General features: G+C 53.3%; 18 protein-coding genes, 1 tRNA gene and 3 pseudogenes. 9 read left to right on the forward strand and 13 right to left on the reverse strand.

Going from position 1 to position 23,160, the window contains the following annotated elements; translation table 11 throughout:
- Positions 1-5 precede the first annotated feature (5 nt).
- From oppB to HMPREF1028_RS10000, 5 genes and pseudogenes are all read right to left on the reverse strand, one after another.
- The gene (gene oppB / locus HMPREF1028_RS09990; protein ID WP_009312658.1) at positions 6-926 is read right to left on the reverse strand and encodes an oligopeptide ABC transporter permease OppB; all 921 of its coding nucleotides are present in this window, start codon (positions 924-926) and stop codon (positions 6-8) included.
- A gap of 360 nt (positions 927-1,286) precedes the next feature.
- Positions 1,287-1,393, reverse strand: a pseudogene (locus tag HMPREF1028_RS15560) (IS5/IS1182 family transposase); the annotation flags it as partial.
- Entirely contained in the window at positions 1,378-1,515 is a 138-nt protein-coding gene (locus tag HMPREF1028_RS15185; protein ID WP_198006983.1) for a hypothetical protein, read from the reverse strand. The gene HMPREF1028_RS15185 and the pseudogene HMPREF1028_RS15560, both read right to left, overlap by 16 nt.
- Before the next feature lie 96 nt (positions 1,516-1,611).
- Positions 1,612-3,408 carry an aminopeptidase P family protein gene (locus tag HMPREF1028_RS09995; protein WP_009312659.1) on the reverse strand — a complete coding sequence of 599 codons (1,797 nt, stop codon included), beginning with the start codon at positions 3,406-3,408 and terminating at the stop codon, positions 1,612-1,614.
- 95 nt (positions 3,409-3,503) lie between these two features.
- The gene (locus HMPREF1028_RS10000; protein WP_009312660.1) at positions 3,504-5,129 is read right to left on the reverse strand and encodes a peptide ABC transporter substrate-binding protein; all 1,626 of its coding nucleotides are present in this window, start codon (positions 5,127-5,129) and stop codon (positions 3,504-3,506) included.
- A 313-nt stretch (positions 5,130-5,442) separates the two neighbouring features.
- Between HMPREF1028_RS10000 and HMPREF1028_RS10005 the strand changes: the two genes are divergently transcribed.
- The gene (locus HMPREF1028_RS10005) at positions 5,443-6,426 is read left to right on the forward strand and encodes a porin (protein ID WP_003779990.1); all 984 of its coding nucleotides are present in this window, start codon (positions 5,443-5,445) and stop codon (positions 6,424-6,426) included.
- Positions 6,427-6,507: 81 nt separating this feature from the next.
- Here HMPREF1028_RS10005 and HMPREF1028_RS15805 read toward each other — a convergent pair.
- Both HMPREF1028_RS15805 and HMPREF1028_RS10010 read right to left on the reverse strand, forming a co-directional pair.
- A pseudogene (locus tag HMPREF1028_RS15805) lies at positions 6,508-6,656 on the reverse strand (IS5/IS1182 family transposase); the annotation flags it as partial.
- A 73-nt stretch (positions 6,657-6,729) separates the two neighbouring features.
- A complete protein-coding gene (locus tag HMPREF1028_RS10010) occupies positions 6,730-8,382 on the reverse strand; it encodes a membrane protein (protein ID WP_009312661.1) in 1,653 nt (550 codons plus the stop codon).
- A gap of 393 nt (positions 8,383-8,775) precedes the next feature.
- Between HMPREF1028_RS10010 and HMPREF1028_RS10015 the strand changes: the two genes are divergently transcribed.
- Positions 8,776-9,954 carry a phosphoglycerate kinase gene (locus HMPREF1028_RS10015; RefSeq protein ID WP_009312662.1) on the forward strand — a complete coding sequence of 393 codons (1,179 nt, stop codon included), beginning with the start codon at positions 8,776-8,778 and terminating at the stop codon, positions 9,952-9,954.
- Between the two features lie 100 nt (positions 9,955-10,054).
- On the opposite strand, the gene ruvA is transcribed toward HMPREF1028_RS10015, so the two are convergent.
- The 4 genes and pseudogenes from ruvA to HMPREF1028_RS15565 form a co-directional block, all read right to left on the reverse strand.
- Positions 10,055-10,639: a Holliday junction branch migration protein RuvA gene (gene ruvA, locus HMPREF1028_RS10020; protein ID WP_009312663.1), complete on the reverse strand. Its 585-nt coding sequence runs from the start codon at positions 10,637-10,639 to the stop codon at positions 10,055-10,057.
- 185 nt (positions 10,640-10,824) lie between these two features.
- A tRNA-Lys gene (locus HMPREF1028_RS10025) sits at positions 10,825-10,900 on the reverse strand.
- Positions 10,901-11,027: 127 nt separating this feature from the next.
- A complete protein-coding gene (locus tag HMPREF1028_RS10030; RefSeq protein WP_009312664.1) occupies positions 11,028-12,734 on the reverse strand; it encodes a molecular chaperone HscC in 1,707 nt (568 codons plus the stop codon).
- A gap of 292 nt (positions 12,735-13,026) precedes the next feature.
- Positions 13,027-13,092: pseudogene (locus HMPREF1028_RS15565) on the reverse strand (transposase); the annotation flags it as partial.
- 116 nt (positions 13,093-13,208) lie between these two features.
- Here HMPREF1028_RS15565 and zupT point away from each other — a divergent pair.
- The 3 genes from zupT to HMPREF1028_RS10045 all read left to right on the forward strand — a co-directional run bounded on the left by zupT (position 13,209) and on the right by HMPREF1028_RS10045 (position 15,276).
- Positions 13,209-14,018: a zinc transporter ZupT gene (zupT, locus tag HMPREF1028_RS10035; protein WP_009312665.1), complete on the forward strand. Its 810-nt coding sequence runs from the start codon at positions 13,209-13,211 to the stop codon at positions 14,016-14,018.
- 304 nt (positions 14,019-14,322) lie between these two features.
- Positions 14,323-14,604, forward strand: a complete 282-nt coding sequence (locus tag HMPREF1028_RS10040) for a TM2 domain-containing protein (protein WP_009312666.1) — start codon at positions 14,323-14,325, stop codon at positions 14,602-14,604.
- 387 nt (positions 14,605-14,991) lie between these two features.
- A complete protein-coding gene (locus HMPREF1028_RS10045; protein WP_009312667.1) occupies positions 14,992-15,276 on the forward strand; it encodes a TM2 domain-containing protein in 285 nt (94 codons plus the stop codon).
- A gap of 151 nt (positions 15,277-15,427) precedes the next feature.
- On the opposite strand, the gene HMPREF1028_RS10050 is transcribed toward HMPREF1028_RS10045, so the two are convergent.
- Positions 15,428-16,741 carry an NCS2 family permease gene (locus HMPREF1028_RS10050; protein WP_009312668.1) on the reverse strand — a complete coding sequence of 438 codons (1,314 nt, stop codon included), beginning with the start codon at positions 16,739-16,741 and terminating at the stop codon, positions 15,428-15,430.
- 307 nt (positions 16,742-17,048) lie between these two features.
- Between HMPREF1028_RS10050 and HMPREF1028_RS10055 the strand changes: the two genes are divergently transcribed.
- A complete protein-coding gene (locus HMPREF1028_RS10055) occupies positions 17,049-17,981 on the forward strand; it encodes an AEC family transporter (RefSeq protein ID WP_009312669.1) in 933 nt (310 codons plus the stop codon).
- A gap of 363 nt (positions 17,982-18,344) precedes the next feature.
- Here HMPREF1028_RS10055 and HMPREF1028_RS10060 read toward each other — a convergent pair whose 3' ends face one another.
- Positions 18,345-19,289, reverse strand: a complete 945-nt coding sequence (locus HMPREF1028_RS10060; protein ID WP_009312670.1) for a hypothetical protein — start codon at positions 19,287-19,289, stop codon at positions 18,345-18,347.
- A gap of 316 nt (positions 19,290-19,605) precedes the next feature.
- Here HMPREF1028_RS10060 and HMPREF1028_RS10065 point away from each other — a divergent pair, with 316 nt between their 5' ends.
- The 3 genes from HMPREF1028_RS10065 (at position 19,606) to HMPREF1028_RS10075 (ending at position 23,151) form a co-directional block, all read left to right on the forward strand.
- The gene (locus HMPREF1028_RS10065) at positions 19,606-21,546 is read left to right on the forward strand and encodes a PEP/pyruvate-binding domain-containing protein (protein ID WP_009312671.1); all 1,941 of its coding nucleotides are present in this window, start codon (positions 19,606-19,608) and stop codon (positions 21,544-21,546) included.
- Positions 21,547-21,754: 208 nt separating this feature from the next.
- A complete protein-coding gene (locus HMPREF1028_RS10070) occupies positions 21,755-22,534 on the forward strand; it encodes a hypothetical protein (protein WP_094113049.1) in 780 nt (259 codons plus the stop codon).
- A 263-nt stretch (positions 22,535-22,797) separates the two neighbouring features.
- Positions 22,798-23,151 carry a helix-turn-helix domain-containing protein gene (locus HMPREF1028_RS10075; protein WP_009312673.1) on the forward strand — a complete coding sequence of 118 codons (354 nt, stop codon included), beginning with the start codon at positions 22,798-22,800 and terminating at the stop codon, positions 23,149-23,151.
- Positions 23,152-23,160: the final 9 nt, after the last annotated feature.

The raw sequence follows: 23,160 nt of genomic DNA on the forward strand, positions 1-23,160 counted from the left end.
GTCTTTTAATAGCGGATTTTCGGGTCGATCAGGGCGTAGAGGATGTCGAGTATGGCGTTGAAGACGATGGTCAGTACGCCGACGAGGATGGTCAGCCCCAAGATCATGCCGTAGTCGCGGTTGAGCGCGCCGTTGACGAAGAGTTGTCCGATGCCGGGCAGTCCGAAGACGCTTTCGATGACGATGGCGCCGGTGATGATGCCGACGAAGGCAGGAACGAGATAGGAGAGGATGGGCAGCATGGCGGGACGCAGGGCGTGGCGCAGGACGATGCTGTTCATGGACAGCCCTTTGGCGCGGGCGGTGCGGATGTAGGGGCTGTTCAACACTTCTATCATCGCGCCGCGCGTGATGCGGGCGAGGCCTGCGACATAGCCGATGGAGAGGGCAGCGACGGGCAGGATGAGGCTGGTCAGCGCGCCGTCGTTCCAGCCGCCGGCGGGCAGCCATTTGAGGGTGATGGCGAAGATGAAAATCATGATGGGGGCTTTGACGAAGCTGGGGACGACGATGCCGGTCATGGCGGCGGTCATGATGGTGTAGTCCGCCCAGGTGTTGCGCCTGAGTGCGGCGATGGTGCCCATGAGTACGCCTAAGACGGTGGAGACGATGAAGGCGTACACGCCCAGTTCGACGGAGACGGGCAGAGCTTGGGCGAGCAGCTCGTTGACGTTGTAGTCTTTGTATTTGAACGAGGGGCCGAGGTCGCCGTGGGCGAGCTGTTTGAGATAGTTGAAGTATTGCAGGTACATCGGGTCGTTCAGGTGGTATTTGGCTTCGATGTTGGCCAGTACGGCGGGCGGTACGTTTTTGTCGCCGGTGAAGGGGCTGCCGGGTGCGAGCCGCATCATGAAGAATGAGACGGTAATCAGTACCAGCATGGTGGGGATGGCGGAAAGTATGCGGCGGATGATGAATTTCAGCATATCGTACCTGCTCGGGGCTTGGTGGGTCGGAATATGCCTGAATACGGGAAGGTCGTCTGAATGGGGTTCGGACGCTTGGGGTGGTTTTCTCTTCTTTGTAGTCAGGCCCTTGGTTTTTGGGGTGTGCGGGCTTTTGCTTTTATGGTTGTCTGAAACGGGATTTTGGGTTTCAGACGACCTTTTTGCTGATGTTTTTCGTGGGCAAAGCCCACGCTACGGCTTTTATGGTTGTCTGAACACTTTGGATGGGGTTTCGGACGGTTTTTTATAGTGGATTAACTTTAAACCAGTACGGCGTTGCCTCGCCTTAGCTCAAAGAGAACGATTCTCTAAGGTGCTGAAGCACCAAGTGAATCGGTTCCGTACTATCTGTACTGTCTGCGGCTTCGTCGCCTTGTCCTGATTTAAAGTTAATCCACTATATTGCGGCAGTCGCGGGTGGCAGCCTGCGTTATGGGTTTGTTTCGGAGGTCGTCTGAAACGGGATTTTCGGTTTCAGACGACCTTTTTGCTGGTGTTTTTCGTGGGCAAAGCCCACACTACGGCCGTTTTCAGACGACCTTTGGGATTGGTGCGGGTTCGTGGGCAAAGCCCACGCTACGGTTGTTTTTCAGACGACCTTTGGGATTGGCGCGGATTCGTGGGCAGAGCCCACGCTACGGCCTTTTTCAGACGATCTTTGCGGTTAACGCGCCAGCGGTTCGGTGCGTTTGATCAGCCATGCCTTTGCCGCGCCTTCGGTCAGCGGCTCGAGGCGGCGGCGGACTTCGGCGTGGTAGCGGTTGATCCAGTCGATTTCGCCGTCGGTCATCATGGCGGTGTCCATCAGGCGGGTGTCGATGGGGCAGAGGGTCAGGGTTTCGAAGTAGAGGAAGCTGCCGAACTCGGTTTCCTGCGGGTTGGCGACGGCTTGGTTGGCGGCGAGGTTCTCAATGCGGATGCCCCATTTGCCGGGACGGTAGAGTCCGGGTTCGATGGAGGTCACCATGCCTTTTTTCATGGCGTGCTGCGGGCCGGGAACGGCAGCGCAGGCGATGACTTGCGGGCCTTCGTGGACGTTGAGGAAATAGCCTACGCCGTGGCCTGTGCCGTGGCCGTAGTCGCATTGCGCCTGCCACAGGGGTTTGCGGCAGATGGCGTCTATCATCGGTGAGAGGATGTTTTCGGGGAACACGGCTTCGGCAAGCGCGATATGGGCTTTGAGGACGAGGGTGTTGTCGCGTTTTTGTTCGGCACTCGGTGTGCCGACGGGGACGACGCGGGTGATGTCGGTCGTGCCGCCTTTGTATTGCGCGCCGGAGTCGATGAGTAGGAGGCCGTTGCCGCTGATGGTGCTGTGGCTTTCAGGCGTTGCGCTGTAATGCGGCAGGGCGGCGTTGGCGTTAAAGCCCGCGATGGTGTCGAAACTCAATGAAATGAAGCCCGGACGTGCGCTGCGGTAGCGGTGGAGCATGGTGTCCACGTCAATTTCGGTCAGGCTGCCGCCGTTGTCGATGATGTCTTCAAACTCGGCGAAGAAGCCGCACAACGCCGCGCCGTCTTGTTCCATCGCTTCGCGGATGTGGGCGATATCGGCTTCGGATTTGACGGATTTGAAGAAGGTGAACGGGTTGATGCCTTCGATCAGGCGCACGCTTTCGGGCAGGCGTACGAGGGTGCTGACGGCGGTTTTGTTCGGTTCGATAAGCAGCGTGCCGCCGATTTGCGCGAGTTTGTCGGCAACTTGGGCGTAAGGTTCGACCGTGATGCCGGCGGTTTGCAGCGCGGCGGCGGCTTCGGCGTTCAGACGACCTTGGTCGGTAAACAGGACGGCGTGGTCTTTGCCGATAAGCAGGAAGGACACGAAAACGGGATTGAAAGGCACGTCGCTGCCGCGCAGGTTGGTCAGCCAAGCGATGTCGTCAAGCGAGGAAACCAAGTGGTAATCCGCGCCTTTTTCCGCCATGACGGCGCGCACGCGGGAGAGTTTTTCGGCGGCGGTTTCGGAGACGTAGGCGGGGTCGTGGATGAATACGGTTTCGGCGGGGATGGCGGGACGGCTGGTCCACACTTGGTCAAGCAGGTCGTCGGGGTGTTCGATGCGGATGTTTTTGGCGGTCAGGGATTGCGCCAAAGTGCGTTTGCCGGTGAGCGACACCATATCGGAAGGGATGCCGACGGCGGCGTTTTCGGGCAGGTTTGCCGCGAGCCATTCGTTATACGGCGGAACTTGCCCGCTTTTTTGCAATTCAATGCCGCTGCCCGCAAGCTGTTTAGTGGCTTGTTCCCAATAGCGGCTGTCCACCCACACGCCCGCTTCATCGACGGTAACGACGAAAGTGCCGACCGAGCCGGTAAAGCCCGACAACTCGCGGCGCGCCTGCCAGTGTGCGGGCAGGTATTCGGAAAGATGGGGGTCGGCGGAGGGGATGACGAGTGCGTCCAAGCCTTGCGCCTTCATGGCTTCGCGCAATGCGGACAGGTAATTCGATACGGTATTCATGAACGGGATTCTCCAATAGGGTTTCGCGGTTTCAGACGACCTCTTCAATTTAGTGTACGGGGAAGTCGTCTGAAAAACGTGTCTATGTTATCAAATCACTTCTTGGGTGCAAACGACCAATTCTTAACAGTATAGTTTTTCAGCGGGTCGCGGTCGGAGTAGCCTTGGATGTCGGGTTTCACCAGATTGATGCTGACTTGGTGATACAGCGGGATAAAGGCGTCGTCGCGTTGCAGCATCGCCTCGGCGCTGACGTAGCGGCGAGCGCGTTCTTCGGCGGAAATGCCCGCTTCGAGCGTGCTGTTCATCAGCTTGTCAAACTCGGGATTCTTGTAATGGAAGGCGTTGTTCGGATTGTTGGATTTGAAAATATTGAGCATGCCCGCAGGGTCGTTGTAGTCGGAACACCAACCCGCGAACGCCATGCTGAAATTGCCCTGCATGCGCTTGTCCAAGAAGGTTTTCCATTCTTCGTTCATCAACGTGGGGCGAACGAACGGCACGGTCGCCTTCCAAATGGATTGCAGCGCGGTAATTTGTTTCTTGGCGGCCTCGCTGGTGGTATAGACGATTTGGAACTCGAACGGTTTCTCTTCGCTATAACCCGCTTCGCGCAAGAGTTTTTCTGCTTCGGCAATACGCGCTTCGCGTTTCAGCGGCTTCCACGCAGGCGCAGACTCGCCGCCGCCCTGCATATTCGGCGGGGTAAGCTGGAACGCTTCCTTGTCGCCGCGTGCGGCAACCTTGGTAATGATGGCGCGGTCGGTCAGCAGGTTGAGCGCGCGGCGGACTTTGGGATTTTTAAATTCGGCGGATTCCAAGTTCGGCTCTAAAAACCAAGAACACAGCAAAGTCGCGCGCCGAACCTGACCGGGAAATTCTTTCTCGGCAATCTTAATCTGGTCGGAAGGGATGCCGTAGGTAACGTCCACTTCGTCGGCGCGGTAGCGGTCGTATTCTTTGCCGCTGGCGAGGAACACCGCCCGCGGGATGGATACTTTTTTGCTGTCGTAATAAGCGGGGTTTTTATCCATGGTGATGTGGCTGTTGACGTGCCATTCTTTGAGGATGTATGCGCCGCTGGAGACATAATTGCCCGGCTGCGTCCATTTTTCACCGAATTTCTCGACCGTGGCGCGGTGGACGGGATAGGTGAATTGCTGAATCAGCATGTCGGGGAAATACGGCACAGGCGCGGTGAGCGTGAATTGCAGCGTTTTCTCGTCCAAAGCCTTGACGCCCAAAGTATCCGGCTTCGCCTTGCCTTGCAGGATTTCCGCCGCCCCCTGTATTTTCGCATCTTCCAAATAGCTGCTGCTAGGCGCGGCGACTTCGGGATCGGCGAGGCGGCGGAAGCTGTAAACGAAATCTTCGGCGGTAATCGGGTCGCCGTTGCTCCATTTCGCATCGCGCAGGTGGAACGTCCAAACGCGCCCTTCGTCCGACGGCTCCCATTTCAACGCCAACGCGGGAATGGTTTTGCCTTCGGCATCCGTACTGACCAAGCCGTCCATCATCTGACGGATAATCGCGCCCGCCGCCATATCCGAGCTTTTTTGCGGGTCGAGCGTACTCGGTTCGACTGCGTTGCTGATGACGATTTTATTGTATTCGCTGCGTTTGAATTCGGGCGCGGGCTTGACTTCGCGATGACACGCCGACAGCGCAAGCACCACGGCAAGCGATAAAGCCGATACGGAATAAAGTTTGGTCGGCAGCACGTTGTTTCTCCTCTTTTCCTTATCTCCCCTCAGGTTTGAGTCTTGCAGAAATAAAAAAATTACATACGACTACAAAATAGGGAAATATTCTGAATTTAGGCGGATAAAAAGATTTATTCTCTATAAATATCTGAAATAATCCGCCTGTTCTTGGAATTGGTTTGCAAGATAACACAAAAAAACGCCATAAAAAACATTTTTGAAAATAAAAGTTACAAGCGATTACAAAAATATTGATTTTTTTGCACGCCTAAAATAGTATAAAACCCTGTCGAAACAAAAGTTCAGAAAAATCAAACAAAAGGAGAATAAAATGAAGAAGTTGCTGATGATTGCGGTTGCCGTCCCGCTTGCCGTTCCCGCTTTGGCATCCGACAATGAAGCCAAAATCGGCGGACGGATATTTACCTCCATCGAGCACGAACGCAACGGCAAAGGCCAATCCGCTACCGATATATCCGACAACAACAGCCGCATCTGGATTATGGGCAGTGAAAAACTCGACAAAGACCTCAAGCTCATCTACGGCGTCAATTCATTCGTCGCCTTCGACTACAACGGCTGGAGTACGGACGACTCCTATATCGGTTTGCGCGGCGATTTCGGTACCGTCCGCGCCGGCTGGCTCAGTACCCCCATGCACTACCTGACCGGCGAACAAGACGCGTTCAACGGCAACAACCACACCCAAACCATGGGGCGTATGACCCGTTTCGGCGGCCGTGAAATCGCCCTGAACTACGAATCCAAAACCTTCGACAACGGCTTCAACTACCGCGTCCAAATCGCGCCCGGTGCCAACAAATACAAAGACAGGAAACGCAACGGCGACTGGATGGCGGGCGTAGGCTTGCACTACAAACACCCGACCAACGGCTTCAACGCCCACTACGCCCTCGAATACGCCCGCAACGGTTCGCCTGACGATACGAAAGACAGACAGGTTCATTCCATGAAAGTCGGCTACGACAAAGACAACCTCTACCTCGCCGCCGGCATGATGTACGCCCGCAATGTCGCCGACAAATTCCACTGGGAAGACGAAACCAAAACCAATACCAACACCCGCGATTTCCAAGTCACCGCCGGCTACACCATGGGCAACATCACCCCGAAACTCGGCGTCGCCTACGGCCGCTCCGATACCGGCAAGAACTACAAACAGCTCGCGTTCAACACCGAATACAAATTCTCCAAACGCACGACTCTCTCGTTCAACTCAGGCGTAGTCAAAGAAAGCAAAGACCCGAAAACCGGCTGGGCGGCAGGCGTGTCGCTGGAACACAGCCTGCAATAACACGGGATTTGAAGCATAATTTGCGGCATAAAAGGTCGTCTGAAAACCTGAATATGGGTTTTCAGACGACCTTTGTGTTTATAGTGGATCAACTTTAAACCAGTACGGCGTTGCCTCGCCTTGTCGTACTATCTGTACTGTCTGCTGCTTCGTCTCCTTGTCCTGATTTTTGTTAATCCACTATATCAAACGCCTGTCAGACGCATTCTTGCAAACAATGTTTCCGATACTCAAATTCCCATGAAAAAACGTCGTCTGAAACCGATTTTCAGACGACGTTTGCCATTCACGCCCCTAGCGGATTCATTCCGCTTTCTCCAGCAGGGCGAAGCCTTCCACTTTGTTTCTCGGGCGCGCGCCCTGCCAGATTTTCGTCCAGCCCGGCGGCGCGTCGGTATTTTTAGGCTGCTGCACCAGAAGGTAGCGGCAGGCAGCGTCGTCGATATGGAGTGTCAAGTCGCTGTATTGCGCCCAAGCGATACGGGCGCGGTGGTCTTCGTTGGCGATGCTGATACATTCAAGGTCGTCTGAAAGCCGTTGTTTCAGTTCGGGAGAGAGGGCGGCTTCCATTTGGAGGACGACGGGTGCGTGGCTTTTGGCGGCGTCGAGCCACGGCAGGAACAGGGTCATCAGCAATGCCCACGCCAGCGTAACGCCTGCCGCCCAGTTGGTCACTGCCTGTCTGCCGCGGATGTTTTTGCGGGTAATCGCCCACAGCCACAGCGGGGTAAACAACAGGGCGACCGCCATCGGTATCGGGTCGATGTCAGGCGTGTAATACGGGCTGAAATAGGCGGCGCGTTCGGCGAGTTTGGCAGGCCAGCCGTAGTTCATGGCGAAGAAGCCCGTCCACAGGAAAATGGCGAAAAGTCCGAACGCCATAACGCCGAACCAGTTGATAAACGCCGCCGCACCGCGCCGCAGTCCGTCCAGTTGCGCCGCACCGAGCAGGGCGAGCGGGGGCAGCAGCCAAACGAGGTTGTCTTGCAGGCGTTGCGGGCTGACGGCGAGTATGCTGAGGACGATGAGGAACCACGAAATGCACAATACGCTCCAGTTTTTTTCGCGGATGCGGGGGCGGCTTAACGTCCATGCGGCGAGCGGCCATGCGGGCAGGGTAAACCAGAGCAGGTTTTTCAGGTAATAGAACAGGCTGAAGGTCGTCTGAAAACCACCCAATCCGCCGAATGCGCCGAGCGAGTGGTGTTGCAGCCAGATGGAAAACAGTTCGGGCTGGGTTCTGGAGAAAATGAGCGGATAAACCGTCAAGAGCGGCAGTCCGATGGCGAATGCGCCGACCAGCGTCAGGTAGTAGCGTTTGACGCGCCATTTCTCATCGAGCAACAGGGCGGGTGCTAAAAACATCAGCGCGGCGGTCATCAGATAGCCCGATGAAAGCGACAGCAACGCCCAGCCGAAGCCCAGCAGCAGGGAAGAGGTAATGACGCGGCGTTGCGCCAACGAAAAGCCGCACAATATCATGCCCGATGCGGCAAAGGCGACCGAAGCGGGGTTGAGGAAGTGCGCGACCGAGAGCAGCCCGATGCTGCCGATCAGAATGAGGACGACGCTGCGCCCGTGGTGCTTGCCCAAAAAGTTGAATCCGGCAAAACCGCAGGCGGTCAGCCCGATAATCGTAAAGAAGACGCCCGCAAAACGCGCGGCATCATAAGCGTCCGCCGCCCAAGGCGACAACAGGTGTTTGAACGCCGCCGCCACCCACAAATAGACGGGCGGGATCTGAAAATCCGGCTGTCCCAACACATGGGCGACCAACGGCGTCGCGCCTGCGTCTAAGGCTTCGACGGCGGTAAAGACGGTGGGTTCGGCGGGATTCCACAAGTCGTGCGAAAACACGCCCGGCCACAGCCAGGCAAATGCCATCAGCAGCAAGAGCCAGGGTTTTTCATGGGTTTTGGCAGGTTGTCGCGGATCGGGCGGGGTGTAGGTGAGCATAGGTTTGAGGGGGGTGAACGTATTTTCGTGTAGTTTAGCAAAGATTCGGCGGGAGGTCGTCTGAAAGGAGGGATTTGGGTTTTTATAGTGGATTAAATTTAAATCAGGACAAGGCGACGAAGCCGCAGACAGTACAGATAGTACGGAACCGATTCACTTGGTGCTTCAGCACCTTAGAGAATCGTTCTCTTTGAGCTAAGGCGAGGCAACGCCGTACTGGTTTAAAGTTAATCCACTATACTGCATTCAAACCACGTTTTCAGACGACCTTATATCGACCCTACCGCTGACGCAAATCAAGCGCAGGCAAATCCCGCCTTTACCGATGCGCCCCGTTCGCGGATAATTGAGAACATTCCCATTTCCGTTTCCAACCTTCACAAAGGATACATCATGGCATTTCTGAAACTGACCGAACAAAACGTGCAGGGCAAAACCGTCCTCATCCGCGCCGATATGAACGTGCCGTTCAAAGACGGCAAAATCAGCGACGACACCCGTATCCGCGCCTCGCTCGCGTCCATCAAATACTGCTTGGAAAACGGCGCGTCCGTTATCGTGATGACCCACTTGGGCCGCCCGACCGAAGGCGAGTTCCACCCCGAAGACGATGTCGCGCCCGTTGCCGCGCACTTGGGCAGCCTGTTGGGCAAAGACGTGAAAGTATTGAACGACTGGCGTGAAAACAAACCCGCCCTGAACGCGGGCGATGTCGTCATGCTGCAAAACGTGCGCATCAACAAAGGCGAGAAGAAAAACGATTTGGAACTGGGCAAAGCCTATGCCGCCTTGTGCGACGTATTCGTCAACGACGCGTTCGGCACCGCCCACCGCGCCCAAGCCTCGACCGAAGCCGTTGCCCAAGCCGCCCCCGTTGCCTGCGCCGGCGTATTGATGGCGGGCGAACTCGACGCTTTGGGCAAAGCCCTGAAACAGCCCGCGCGTCCGATGGTGGCGATTGTTGCCGGCAGCAAAGTGTCCACCAAACTGACCATTCTCGAATCGCTGGCGGACAAAGTCGACCAACTCATCGTTGGTGGCGGTATCGCCAACACCTTCCTGTTGGCGGAAGGCAAAGCCATCGGCAAATCGCTGGCGGAACATGATTTGGTGGAAGAATCCAAAAAAATCATGGCGAAAATGGCGGCCAAAGGCGGCTCCGTACCGCTGCCGACCGATGTCGTCGTTGCCAAAGCCTTTGCCGCCGATGCCGAAGCGGTCGTCAAAGACATTGCCGACGTTGCCGAAGACGACATGATTTTGGACATCGGCCCGAAATCCGCCGCCGCGCTTGCCGAGTTGCTCAAAGCCGCTGGCACGGTGGTGTGGAACGGCCCGGTCGGCGTGTTCGAGTTTGACCAGTTCGCAGGCGGCACGAAAGCCCTTGCCGAAGCCATCGCCCAAAGCAAAGCGTTCTCGATTGCGGGCGGCGGCGACACGCTGGCGGCGATTGCCAAATTCGGCGTTACCGACCAAATCGGCTACATCTCCACCGGCGGCGGCGCGTTCCTCGAATTCTTGGAAGGCAAAGAGTTGCCCGCCGTAGCCGCTTTGGAAAAACGCGGCGCGTAAGCGGTTTGATGTAAAAAAGAGGTCGTCTGAAAACCTATTTCAGTTTTCAGACGACCTCTTTGTATGGTTGCCGCGTTTTGACGGTAAGGCAGGATATGTTTTATTTCAACAGGTTTTTCAAAGCCAAGCGCACGCCTTCGCCGACTTCCGTGCCTTTGGGGATGCCTTTGATGGCGGCTTTTGCCTCGCGTTCGTTGTAACCCAGCGCAATCAGGGTGTTGACGATGTCGTCCGTTTCGTCGGCGGCAGGCGCGGCGGCGAAAAGCCCGTCGGCAGCGGTATGGGAAACCAGTTTGCCGCGCAGTTCCAAAACCATGCGTTCGGCGGTTTTTTTGCCGATGCCCGGGGCGGAGGACAGGCGTTTGATGTCTTCGTCGGCAACCGCGCGGGCAAGTTCGTCGGCGGACATGGCGGAGAGTATGCCCAGCGCGGTTTTCGCGCCGATGCCGCTGACTTTGACCAATTGGCGGAACGTCGCCCGCTCGTCGGCAGTCGCAAAGCCGAACAACAAATGCGCGTCTTCACGGACGACGAGCTGGGTGTAAAGCTGTACGGTTTCGCCCAAGGCGGGCAGGTTGTAGAAGGTCTGCATGGATACGTCGGCTTCGTAGCCGACGCCGTTGACGTCGATGACGATTTGCGGCGGGTTTTTCTCGATGAGCTTGCCGGTCAGTCTGCTGATCATGTGGATTCCGAGTGGCGTTGGCGGGGTCGTCTGAAAACGCGGTTTTGTATGATTGCGGCGTTTCAGACAGCTTTGATTGTTTGGTGGGTTAGTTTTAAACCGATACGGCGTTTTCGTATGGCTTGGTCTGCGTATATCTGAAAGATAATAAAAAAGCTGAGTTTTTCAACTCAGCTTTTAAAATTTGGTGGGTCGTGAGCGATTCGAACGCTCGACCAACGGATTAAAAGTCCGCTGCTCTACCGACTGAGCTAACGACCCGATAAGCCGTGCATTATATGGATGCGTCGGAAAGGTGTCAACTTATTTTTGCCGGTATTGCATAATTTTTTGTTTTCAATGGATTTTATCTTTCATTGTTCGGCGTGTCCGATGAAAAGCGATGCGCTTACAGCAGCCAGCCGCCGTCGAAACGGTTTAAAAATTCGCTAAATTGCTGTTGCGCCCTATGGATGACGATCGGGTCCTGCGTTTCCAATACGGCTTCAAAACGCGCCACTTCCGCAGCGATGATGTGCCGGTTGTCTCCGAGGAATTCTTCATACAGGCGTTTGGCTTTTTCCAACAGATAGATATTGTGCTGCTGATCGCGCGGATGGATTTTCAAGGCGGCGAGTTTGATCAGGGAAGCCTTGATTTCTTCAGGCGTCAGGCTTTGGCTGTTTTGACGGAAAACCTGATTGATGTGCAGATTCAGGTTTTTGTTGCTGATGTCGACTTCTAAAAGCCCGTTGACGTCGTAGCTGAAGCGGACGTCTATCGATACCTGTCCTTTCGGCTTGGGCGGGACGTTGACCGACAGTTCACCCAGTTTCAGGTTTTCTTTGGCAAGCATGGACTCGCCCTGCAAAACATCGACCAAAATCACTTTCTGCCCGTCGTGGGAAGTGATGAAAGTTTCGACGCGCGAAACGGGAACGGGCATATTGCGTTCAATAATCGGGAAAAACCGTCCGGTAACGTATTGGTCGCCAATGTCCATGCCGGCTTCCGTGCCGAGCGAGAAGGGCATCACGTCGGTAAGGACGACTTCTTCCACGCTTTCGTTGCGCGCAATCAGCGCCGCCTGCACCGCCGCGCCGCGTGCGATGGCTTCGTCGGGATTGACCGAAACAAGCGGGATGCGGCGGAACAGTTGGGCAATGGAATGCCGAATCATCGGCATCCGCGTCGCGCCGCCGACCAAGATGATGCCGTCGATTTGCGAAGGGTGCAGCTTGGCATCGCGCAATGCGCGCTCCAGCGGTTGACGCAGGCGGCCCATTAATGGCGTGGCGGCTTCTTGGAATTCTTCGCGGCTGATGACGGCGGTGTGAACCGTGTCGCCGTAATGGAAACGGATTTCTGCCTGCATTTCTTCGCCGAGTTTGCGCTTGGCGGTTTCCAATACCTGCCACAATTCGCTGTTTTGCGCCAGTTTGTCGCTTTCAGACGACGTCAGCGTCGTGCATTTTTTCAGGAAACACTGGCGCAGCACGTTGACGAAATCTTCGCCGCCCAAATGGTTGTCGCCCGCGCTGGCGGATACTTGGACGACGCCGTCGAAATAATCGAGTACGGATACGTCAAACGTCCCGCCGCCCAAGTCGTAAATCAAAAAGCGCGTGTCGTCGGGTTTTTCCTGCAATCCGTAAGCAAGGCCGGCGGCAGTCGGTTCGTTGAGCAAACGAAGGACGTTCAAACCTGCCATCTGTGCCGCGTTTTTCGTTGCCTGACGTTGGATGGCGTTGAAATAGGCGGGAACGGTCAGAACGACATCGCATACCGGTTCTCCCAAAAAGGCTTCCGCATCTTCTTTCAGGCTTTTTAAAATCAGCGCGGACAATTCTTCGGCGCGGAACGTGCGCTTGCCCAAATGGAAAGTTTTATCCGTTCCCATAAATCGCTTGAACGCCGAGGCGGTCAGCGTCGGGGCGGTGGAGAGGCGTTCGCGTGCGGCGATGCCGGTCAGGATGCTGCCGTCTTCGGCGACGCTGATGACCGACGGTGTCAGAAAATGGCCGTGTTGGTTGGGAATCAGGCGGGTTTCGCCGTTGTGGAACTGGGCAATCAGGCTGTTGGTCGTGCCTAAGTCGATACCGATTTGCAGGGTCATGAATGTCTCGTTTCGGAGGGGGGTGAATGTGTTTCAGACGACCTTTCACATCATCCGCACTGGGTCGTCTGAAAGAGGGAAGATTGCAAAATCATAACATTTCTTCCATTTATATGGAAAATCCGGCGGCGTTTCAGACTGGCGGATGGCGGGCTGCGTTGCCGTTTGGAGGAAGGGAAAAGGGGTTGGAATGGTTTTTATAGTGGATTAACTTTAAACCAGTACGGCGTTACCTCGCCTTAGCTCAAAGAGAACGATTCTCTAAGGTGCTGAAGCACCAAGTGAATCGGTTCCGTACTATCTGTACTGTCTGCGGCTTCGTCGCCTTGTCCTGATTTAAAGTTAATCCACTATATTTGCCGACGTTTCTAATCCGACATTTGTTCTTGTCAATATAAATATAAATAATAATTATTCTCTAATTTAGGAAAATATGTTAGGCTGATTTCTTTATTGTGTTAATGACTCAAGACGATGCCTGATATCAGCTCAACCAACCTCATCACCGCCTTCGGCATCGCCCTCGCCGCAGGATTGTTTACCGTACTGGGCAGCGGGTTGGTGATGTTTTCCAAAACGCCAAACCCGCGCGTATTGTCGTTCGGCTTGGCGTTTGCGGGCGGGGCGATGGTATATGTGTCGCTGACGGAGATTTTCAACAAATCCAGCGAAGCCTTCGCGCAGGTTTACGACAAAGACAAAGCCTTTGCCGCCGCGACGCTGGCTTTTCTGGCGGGCATGGGGGCGATTGCGCTGATTGACCGCCTTGTGCCGAACCCGCATGAAACGCTCGACCCGCACGATCCCGCCTTTCAGGAAAACAAACGCCGCCACATCGCCCGCGTCGGCATGATGGCGGCGTTTGCGATTACCGCGCACAACTTTCCTGAAGGTTTGGCAACGTTTTTCGCCACGCTGGAAAACCCCGCCGTCGGGATGCCGCTGGCTCTGGCGATTGCGATACACAATATTCCCGAAGGCATTTCCATTGCCGCCCCCGTTTATTTCGCCACCCGCAACCGCAAAAAAACCGTCCTAGCCTGCCTTGCTTCCGGGCTTGCCGAACCTTTGGGCGCGGTTTTGGGCTACACCATGCTCAAGCCGTTTTTATCGCCTTTCGTGTTCGGCGCGGTGTTCGGCGTGATTGCGGGCGTGATGGTGTTCCTCGCGTTGGACGAATTATTGCCCGCCGCCAAGCGTTATTCCGACGGACACGAAACCGTTTACGGGTTGACGTCCGGCATGGCGGTGATTGCCTTGAGTTTGGTGTTGTTTCATTTTTAAATCTGAACTAGACAGGCGCGGCAGAGTCAAACGCAGTGCCGAGGTCGTCTGAAACTTTAAGCAGGGCGGGTTGGCTAAGGAATGCGGATAAATCGAAAAGATAAATAAAGGTAGTAAGTATAATATGCTAAAAATGTATATAAAATCGCATATTTCAGCTGTAAATTAGGGTTTTTGTAACATAAATTTACGAAATTTTATAGGTTTGTTATTCAATAAAAATAGAATCTATGTGAAATTAATATCATTATTCTGCTATACTTAAAAACACTTTCTTAATTTTGACTATCCGTTTGGAGAAAAAATGTCCGAAAATACACCTCTGCAATCCCTTCCTACTACCAACAAACGCATCATCGCCGCGGCTTTGGCGTTCTTTTTAGGTTGCTTCGGAGCGCATAAATTCTATTTGGGCTTAAACAAAGCCGGTATCATCTATTTGGTGCTTGGCGTGGTGGGTATGTTTGTCTATCCTGCTTTGATAGCTGTTATCGTTTTATCTCTCTTCGACATCTTTAAATACCTGACATCTACGCCGGAAGAATTTGAAAAAGTTTATGTTGTCGGTAAGAAAGAGTGGTTTTAAGCATTGGCTGATGCCTTTGAATTTTGAGCGGAACGATAGCGCGAAGTTTCAAATATTCAGTACATCTTAAAAACCAAAAAAGGTCGTCTGAAAATTTTCAGACGACCTTTTGTTATTGCGGAGACGAATATAAACGATTGTGGAATCAAATCTGGAAACGGCATCAGCCGCCGTAACGCAGTGCGGGGGCGGTAGCGAAGTTGGGGATGCTCTGCACCGGCGGCGAGAAAATCAGATATGCCGGCATCGGCGACGATGGCAGTCGAGTCGGCAAACAGGATGCGTTTCAGGCGGGCAGTAAAAATAAAATCTGTGTGAAATTAATATCATTATTCTGCTATACTTAAAAACACTTTCTTAATATTGACTATCCGTTTGGAGAAAAAAATGTCCGAAAATACACCTCTGCAATCTTCTCGTATTACCGATGACAAACGACTTGTTGCCTCTGTTTTGGCGTTCTTTTTAGGTTGCTTTGGGGTGCATAAATTTTATTTGGGCGTAAACAAAGTCGGTATCATCTACCTGTTGATTTGTATTTTAGGTTCGTTTATTCTCGTTGGTCCGATGATTGTTTTTGTTTTCTGTATCATCGACATCGTTAAATACCTGAAATGTACGCCGGAAGAATTTGAACAAGTTTATGTTGTCGGTAAGAAAGAGTGGTTTTAAGCATTGGCTGATGCCTTTGAATATTGAGCGGATCGATAGCGCGAAGTTTCAAATATTCAGTACATCGTAAAAACCAAAAAAAGGTCGTCTGAAAATTTTCAGACGACCTTTTGCTATTGCGGGGAATGAAACGACTAACCTGGAAACGGCATCAGCCGCCCATAAACCAGAATTTCAATGCCCACAATACGGCGACTATCCATACCATAGGCGGCACGTCTTTGATGCGGTTGCATAAAAGTTTAATCACGGCGTAGCTGATGAAGCCAAAGGCGATGCCGTCGGCAATCGAATAGGTGAACGGCATGAACACGATGGTCAGGAAAGCGGGGGCGGCTTCGGTCATGTCGTCCCAGTCGATTTCACGCGCGCTGCGCAGCATTTGCGCACCAACGTAGAGCAGCGCGGGCGCGGTGGCGAAGCCGGGGATACTCTGCACCAGCGGCGAGAAAATCAGACACGCCAACATCAATACGCCGACGGTTACGGCAGTCAGACCGGTGCGGCCGCCTGCGGACACGCCTGCCGCGCTTTCGACATACGGCGTGGTCGAGGACGTACCCAGTGCGGCACCGGCGACGATGGCGGTCGAGTCGGCGAATAGGGCGCGTTTCAGACGAGGCAGTTTGCCGTCTTCCAGCAGGCCCGCACGGTGGGAAACGCCGACCAGCGTGCCGGTGGAGTCAAACAAATCAACCAGGAAAAAGACGAAAATCACGCTGATCATGCTGATTTTAAAGAGACCATTGAAATCCATCTGCATGAAAGTCGGCGCTATGCTCGGAATTTCTCCGACCACGCCTTTAAAATCGCTCAAGCCCAGTAGGGTGGAAATGGCTGTGATTGCCAGAATGGTCAGGATAATCGCCCCTTTGACGCGGAAATGCCCCAAAGCCACCACCATAGCGAAGCCTGCCAGCACCAAAAGCGCGGCAGGTTGGTGGATGTCGCCCAGTTTCACCAAAGTCGCGTCGCTGGCGACGATGATGCCGGAACCTTTGAGCGCAATCAGCGACAGAAACAGTCCGATACCGGCGGCAATCGACATTTTCAAACCCATAGGCAGCGCGTTCACCAGCATTTCGCGCACTTTGAAAAAGCTGAATAAAATGAAAATGATGCCGGAAACGAATACCGCGCCCAAAGCCACCTGCCAGGGCACGCCCATGCCTTTGACGACGGCGAAAGTAAAGTAGGCGTTCAAGCCCATGCCCGGCGCGAGCGCAATCGGATAGTTGCCGACGAAGCCCATCACGAAGCAGCCGATGGCGGAAGCGATACAGGTGGCGACGAATACCGCGCCCATGTCCATGCCCGTTTCGCCGAGAATCAGCGGATTGACGATGATGATGTAACACATGGCGAGGAAGGTGGTCAGACCTGCCGTCAGCTCAGTGCGCACATTCGTGCCGTTTGCGCTTAAATTGAATATACGCTCCAGCACATTTTGATTTGAAGTAGTCATGATTTATGCTTTTCAAAAAAAAGGAAATTTGCGGGCGGTATTATACTGAAAACGCCCTGTCGTCGGGTGAAAAATTGTCAACATTCTACTTGGGGCAACGTGCTGCCATTCCCGCTGTGTCTGTGCGTAAATGAGAACAGGGCAGAGCGTGAGGTCGTCTGAAAATCCGAGCGGCGTTTTCAGACGACCTTTGCCTTTTGAATACGGCGGCAAACACGGAAAGGTCGTCTGAAACCGTGTTCCGAATACATTGTCCGCACTGGCGCGCAAGCGTAAAATTTCCGTTTTCCCAAAATGTGCCACACTCATGGAAACCGCCCTGCTCCTCGCCGGCAAAATCACCGAGCTGACCCTGATTGTCCTGATGGGCATGGCGTTGGTGAAATCCAAGCTTCTGAATTCCGAACACAGCCGCACGCTCTCCGTCATCGCGCTCTACCTCATCAGCCCGTCGGTGATGATTCACGCCTTCCAAATCGAGAATACACCCGACATCATTGACGGGTTGAAACTCTCGGTCGCCTTGGCGGTCGTGTTCCACATCCTGCTGATCGCGCTGGGCAGGCTTTTTAAAACCCTGTTTAAGCTCGATACGCTCGAACACGCCGCCACGGTTTACACCAATTCCGGCAATCTCATCATTCCGCTGGTGATGTCCATTTTCGGACCGCAATGGGTGATTTACACCAGCGGCTTCATCATCGTCCAAATGTTCCTTTTCTGGACACATTTGCGCCTGCTGCTTTGCGGGCGCGGTAATCTTGCGTGGAAAACCGTACTCACCAATATCAACATCCTTTCCATCTTTATCGGCGTGCTCATGTTTGCCTTCCAAATCAAACTGCCGCACATCATCGACAACACGCTCGCCACGATTGGCGGCATGATAGGTCCGGTCGCCATGCTCGTTGCCGGAATGCTGATTGCCTCGCTGCCGCTTAAAGAAATCGTCCTCTCCAAACGGATTTACCTCGTCGCCTTCCTGCGTCTGATGCTTATCCCGCTGATTCTGCTGGTGTTTGTCAAAATTTCGGGCATTGCGCACCTCGGTGGGCACAGCGATACCGTCGTCCTCATCAGCTTCCTCGCCACCGTCAGCCCCGCCGCGTCCACCGTTACCCAAATGGCGATGGTTTATGGTCAGAACGCCCGTAAAGCCAGCGCGATTTACGGCATCACGACGCTGCTGTGCGTCATTACCATGCCGATGATGATTGCGTTGTATCAAGCGATGGTTTGAAAGGGTTGGGTCAAGAAAAAGGTCGTCTGAAAGACCCCGAACAGGGTTTTCAGACGACCTTTTGTTGTTATTCCCATCATGACGGACGGAATATATAGTGGATTAACTTTAAACCAGTACGGCGTTGCCTCGCCTTAGCTCAAAGAGAACGATTCTCTAAGGTGCTGAAGCACCAAGTGAATCGGTTCCGTACTATCTGTACTGTCTCGCCTTGTCCTGATTTAGTTAATACACTATGCAAGCAGCAGCGTACCTCAAAAACCGAAAGCGATTGGATTCCCAATCAGGCAAAACGCCGTGCCAACTGCTTTCGCATGATGCCTGCCGCCAATACGCCATCCTGTATGGCAACCGGCAACGCTACTATTCCAAACTGCCGTACTCCTGTTTTTCCGCATCCCAGCGGTAGATTTTCCGTTCGCCGTTTTTCATGCCCTTCGCTTGCCAAATGATGTCGTAAAATCCATGATGCTGCTGCGGCGACATTTTCAGGATGTATGTGTCGGTATATACATCATGTTGGCGTGTACCGTCCTTATTCCAGCTGCCGGCAATGTTTTCAAGCGTAAAGGTGTTGGCGTTCAAAACGGGTTTCAGACGACCTTCAATAACGGCAAACAGCACCATAAACTCTTCCAAGCTGCCGCCTCCTGCATAACCGACCGTGTTCTGCAAGCGCAGGCCGAAGGCATCAGTTTTATCGTTCAGGCGATAAGCGGCAAAATCGAGACGGGCGGGCAGCCCGATTTGCAAACCGCCATCGGGGATTTGCACGACAAACTGCCGCTTCCCTTCCATAGCAGGTTTGGGGGACGGATAAAATTCGTCTTTTTCTTCATAATCATAACGTTCGGTATAAGGCGTGGCGGCAAGGGCGAATTTACCATCGGTATCCTTTGTCAGCACGGCAAGGGTCATTTGAGCGACGGGGTTGCCCGAGTCGGCTCCGCATTGCGCGTAGTGATTCGGGTTTTCGCGGTAAAAATCGCCAAGCGGATGCTTATTCAGGCACACCAGCGCGACTTGGAGGCCGTTTTTCCAAGGCCGCAGCGACATCATATTCAGTTTTTCCACGTCTGCGTCAGGTGCAACCAAACTCAGGATTTCGCGTACGCGCGCATCTTGGCGCGACAGGCTGCCGAAGCCGTCGGCAAGCGGCTTGCCGTCCGTTTGTTTTGTATGCTGCTGCGTGATTTCCGTATTTTTGACCTGTGTCCGCCCTTTGCCGGATGAGTGTGCGGTTTCCGCCGTGGAAGGCGGGGCGGCGGCGAAGAACGCCAAGGAGAGAAATAATCCGGTTTTATTCATGTTTTGTATCCTGATTGTTCGAAGAAATGTAGCGGGTCGTCTGAAAACGACAGGCTGGAAATGAAGTCGGGATTCTAGCAGTATAGTGGATTAACTTTAAACCAGTACGGCGTTGCCTCTCCTTAGCTCAAAGAGAACGATTCTCTAAGGTGCTGAAGCACCAAGTGAATCGGTTCCGTACTATCTGTACTGTCTGCGGCTTCGTCGCCTTGTCCTGATTTAAATTTAATCCACTATACAAACTGAAAAAAGAATCAGGCTTGATTTTCAGACGACCTTTTCTTGCTACAATCCGTTTTTTCTCGTTGCCATTATCATGAAAACCAGCGTCTGCCTCTCCCTATTGTTCCTGCTCGCCGCCTGCCATCCCAATGCCGAAGTCGCCGATACCGCCGCGCCGACCGCGCGCAAGCCTTCTTATTTTGAGTCTGACAAACGCCAAGCCGCCACGCCGGTCAAAACGCAAACGCCCGCGCTGCCCGCCATCCGCAGCCGCGCCGATTTCGACCTGCTTTCGCGCGTTTACGAACAAGACAGCGAATACGAAATCCCGCACGTCCTCTTCCTTATCGACCGCGAAGACAACAACCGCACCGACTACATCAACACGCCGAAATACCGCCTGCACGAAACCTATCTCGCCGAGATTTTGAAGCCGATGCCGACGCGCAAAGAATTGTTCGAACAATACCGCAGCCCGAACCGCCGCTTCCTGTTCGGCACCATCAGTTGGCAGAACAGCACTCAAGAATACGTTTACGAATTTTGGGAAGGCGACAAAATCACGCCCGAATTGCTGAAATTGGCAGAAGGTCGTCTGAAAGACAGTTTCTTCGCCCCGCTGCGTTACAAAACCAATTCCCTGTGGCAGGAAACCGTTGCCGCGCAAAGCAAAGCCCCCTTTGTAACCCAAGAAAGCCTGATACAGAATTTCCCTTATTTGCCGTTGCACAGGGGGAAAGCGGTAGGCACATTGCGCGTCATCACTCAGGAAGACGACCTTTACGATGTCGGTGCGGACGACATCATCATCTTGAAAGAAGTGCCGCTGGTGTTGCCGCCCGTAGCAGGCATCATCAGCGAAAAACCGTCCACCGCGCTGTCGCATGTGAACGTCTTGGCGCGCGGCTGGGGCATTCCCAACATCTACCTCAAAGACGCGGAAAAAATCCTCGCCCCCTATATCGGCCGCCGCATCGAATTGGCAGCCGACGCAAAACAATACCGGGTCGCCCAAACCAACCGAAACACAGCCGCCAAAACCTTTTCAGACGACCTCTCCCTGCCGCAGCCCGACACTACCGATTACAACCTGCGGACGCTTGCCAACTTGCGCCGTGAAGACAGCCGCTACTGCGGCAGCAAAGCCGCCAACCTCGGCCATATCCGCGCCCATATCGCAGGCAGCAACGTCCCCGACGGATTCTGCATCCCCTTCGCCTACTACCGCGCCATGATGGACAAACTCGGCATCAATGCGGCAACACTGGCGCAAATCGAAACGCAAAGCGGCGGCGACAACCGCAAACGCCGCACCGCCTTACTCGCATTGCAGAAAAAAATCACTGATGCCGAAATCCCGTCCGAATGGAAACGCACCTGGGCGGAACAATGGCGCAGCCAGTTAAACAGCAAAGGCGTGTTCGTCCGCAGCTCGTCCAATTCCGAAGACCTGCCGAATTTCAGCGGCGCGGGGCTGTACACCACCGTGCCGAACGTAACCGGTGAAAACGCGCTGGCGGAAGCAGTGAAACAATCTTGGGCTTCCGTCTTCAATTACAGCGCGTACGAAGCCCGCCGCATCGCCGGACTGCCGCACGACAGCGTGAAAATGAGCGTCTTCGTCCAGCAAAGCATCAATGCCGACCTCTCCGGCGTACTCGTTACCGTCAATCCCTACGATACCGCGCAGAAAAACACTTCCTACATCGCCGCCAAACGCGGGCTGGGCATTCGCGTGGTCGAAGGGAAACGGGTGGCGGAACAAGCCGTTTACAACCGCCGCAACGACGCCGTACAACGCCTCAGCTCCTCCAACGAAACCACCGCACTGCAACTGGATGAAAACGGCGGCGTCAGGGAAGTGCCGATAACCGGCGGCAACGTCATGAACCACGACCAAATCCGCCGCCTCGACCAAGCCGGACAGCAAATCAAACAGCTTTTCGGCAACGGCGAACAAGACATCGAATGGGCTTTCGCAGGCGGCAAACTCGTCATCCTTCAGGCAAGGCCTTATTTAAACGGCAGGCGGTAACACGGAAAGGAAAGAGGCCGTCTGAAAACGCGGCTTCAATGGAGTTCAAAACCAAAACTCAGCTCAGTAAAGGAAAAATCATGAATTATCAATATCTTATTAGTTAAACCGAAACCCGCTACGGCGTTATATTGCCTGACCTGTACAAACACCTCTCCGCCGACGGTATGTTAGACTTTGGCGATTTTATTTTCTTATAGGGATAAATATGATGAATTCTTTTTATAACAAAAGACTATTACATATATCAGCAATTTTAGGTGGAATGTTATTAGCTACTCCTGCGATGGCCTACTGCCCGAACGGTTCAGAATCTGGTGGGCAATGTTGGGCGCCTATAGGACCCCAAGGTCGGATGGTTGTAATTGGACCTGCGCAACCAAATAATAGCTATAGAAATCAAATAACGGTTGTAGTCAGTCAAGTTCCGCCCCCTGACCCACGGATTAAATGTAAAGCACCGGTCAATGGCACTCAGCAATGCACAAAGTATTATGATTATGATTTAAAAAAAGTTGAACAAACTTATACCGCTCTTCTAAGTGGTGGTTTAATAGGTGAAGTTTCACATTACTACCCAAATGGCAAGTTGAAGAGTGTTATGAACTTTAATAAACAAGGAAGATTGCAGGGTAAAAGCACTCTTTATTGGGAGAATGGTCAGCTACAAAGTGTGATGAACTATAACGCACAAGAAAAATTGGATGGAAAAATAACGCATTATTGGGAAAATGGTAAATTAAAAGCAGCGATTGATTATAAAAATGGTTTAGCGGATGGTTTTTCTCATGAGTATGACCAAAGCGGTAAACTGATTGCAATTTGGCAATTTGAACGCAACCGTGAAGTTCATTTACAAGAAATGAATGGCAATGTTAAGCACGGAACTGAAATGTTTTTCCGTCTTAATAAAGATAAAAAAAATGAAGGTTACCACGGAATAGAATGGAATAATGGCAAAAAAGTACGAGAAGAGCGTCTTGAATAGCGTTACTCTTAAAAATGGCGTAAAACCTCATGCCTACATCGCCGCCAAAGCGGGCTGGGCATTCGCGTGGTCGAAGGAAAACGGGTGGCGGAACAAACCGTTTACAACCGCCGCAACGATGCCGTATGTAAGAAAACACCGCATTGTTTACATAACAGGCGTAGGTTGAATTGGAGATCCAACTTTCACAAAGATCGTCTGAAAGTTTGAACTGCACCCCAAAAGTTGGACATCCCCTCCAACTCACAAGGTGCAGTTTTTTTATGAGCAAATATACATTACACTTCAAATACCAAGCCGTACTCCACTACCTGCATATACGCAGCCAACAGCGTACCGCAGACCACTACGGCATTTCCCGAACCCACCTGAGACGATGGATACGCGCCTATCAAGAAGGCGGTATCGGCGCACTCGAACATCCCCAATCCAAAACCATGCCCCAACACCGCAAAAACCCCTTCATCGCAGATAAACCCGACCACGAAAAAACACAGGCAGAGCTTATCGAAGAGTTGTGCTATATGCGCGCAAAGGTCGCCTACCTAAAGGAGTTAAAAGACCCTCAGCCAAAAACAGACCGAAAGGAACAAAGACCAAACCGTCCAAACAACTGAGGCGCAACA

The sequence above is a fragment of the Neisseria sp. GT4A_CT1 genome (assembly GCF_000227275.1).
GTDB lineage: Bacteria > Pseudomonadota > Gammaproteobacteria > Burkholderiales > Neisseriaceae > Neisseria.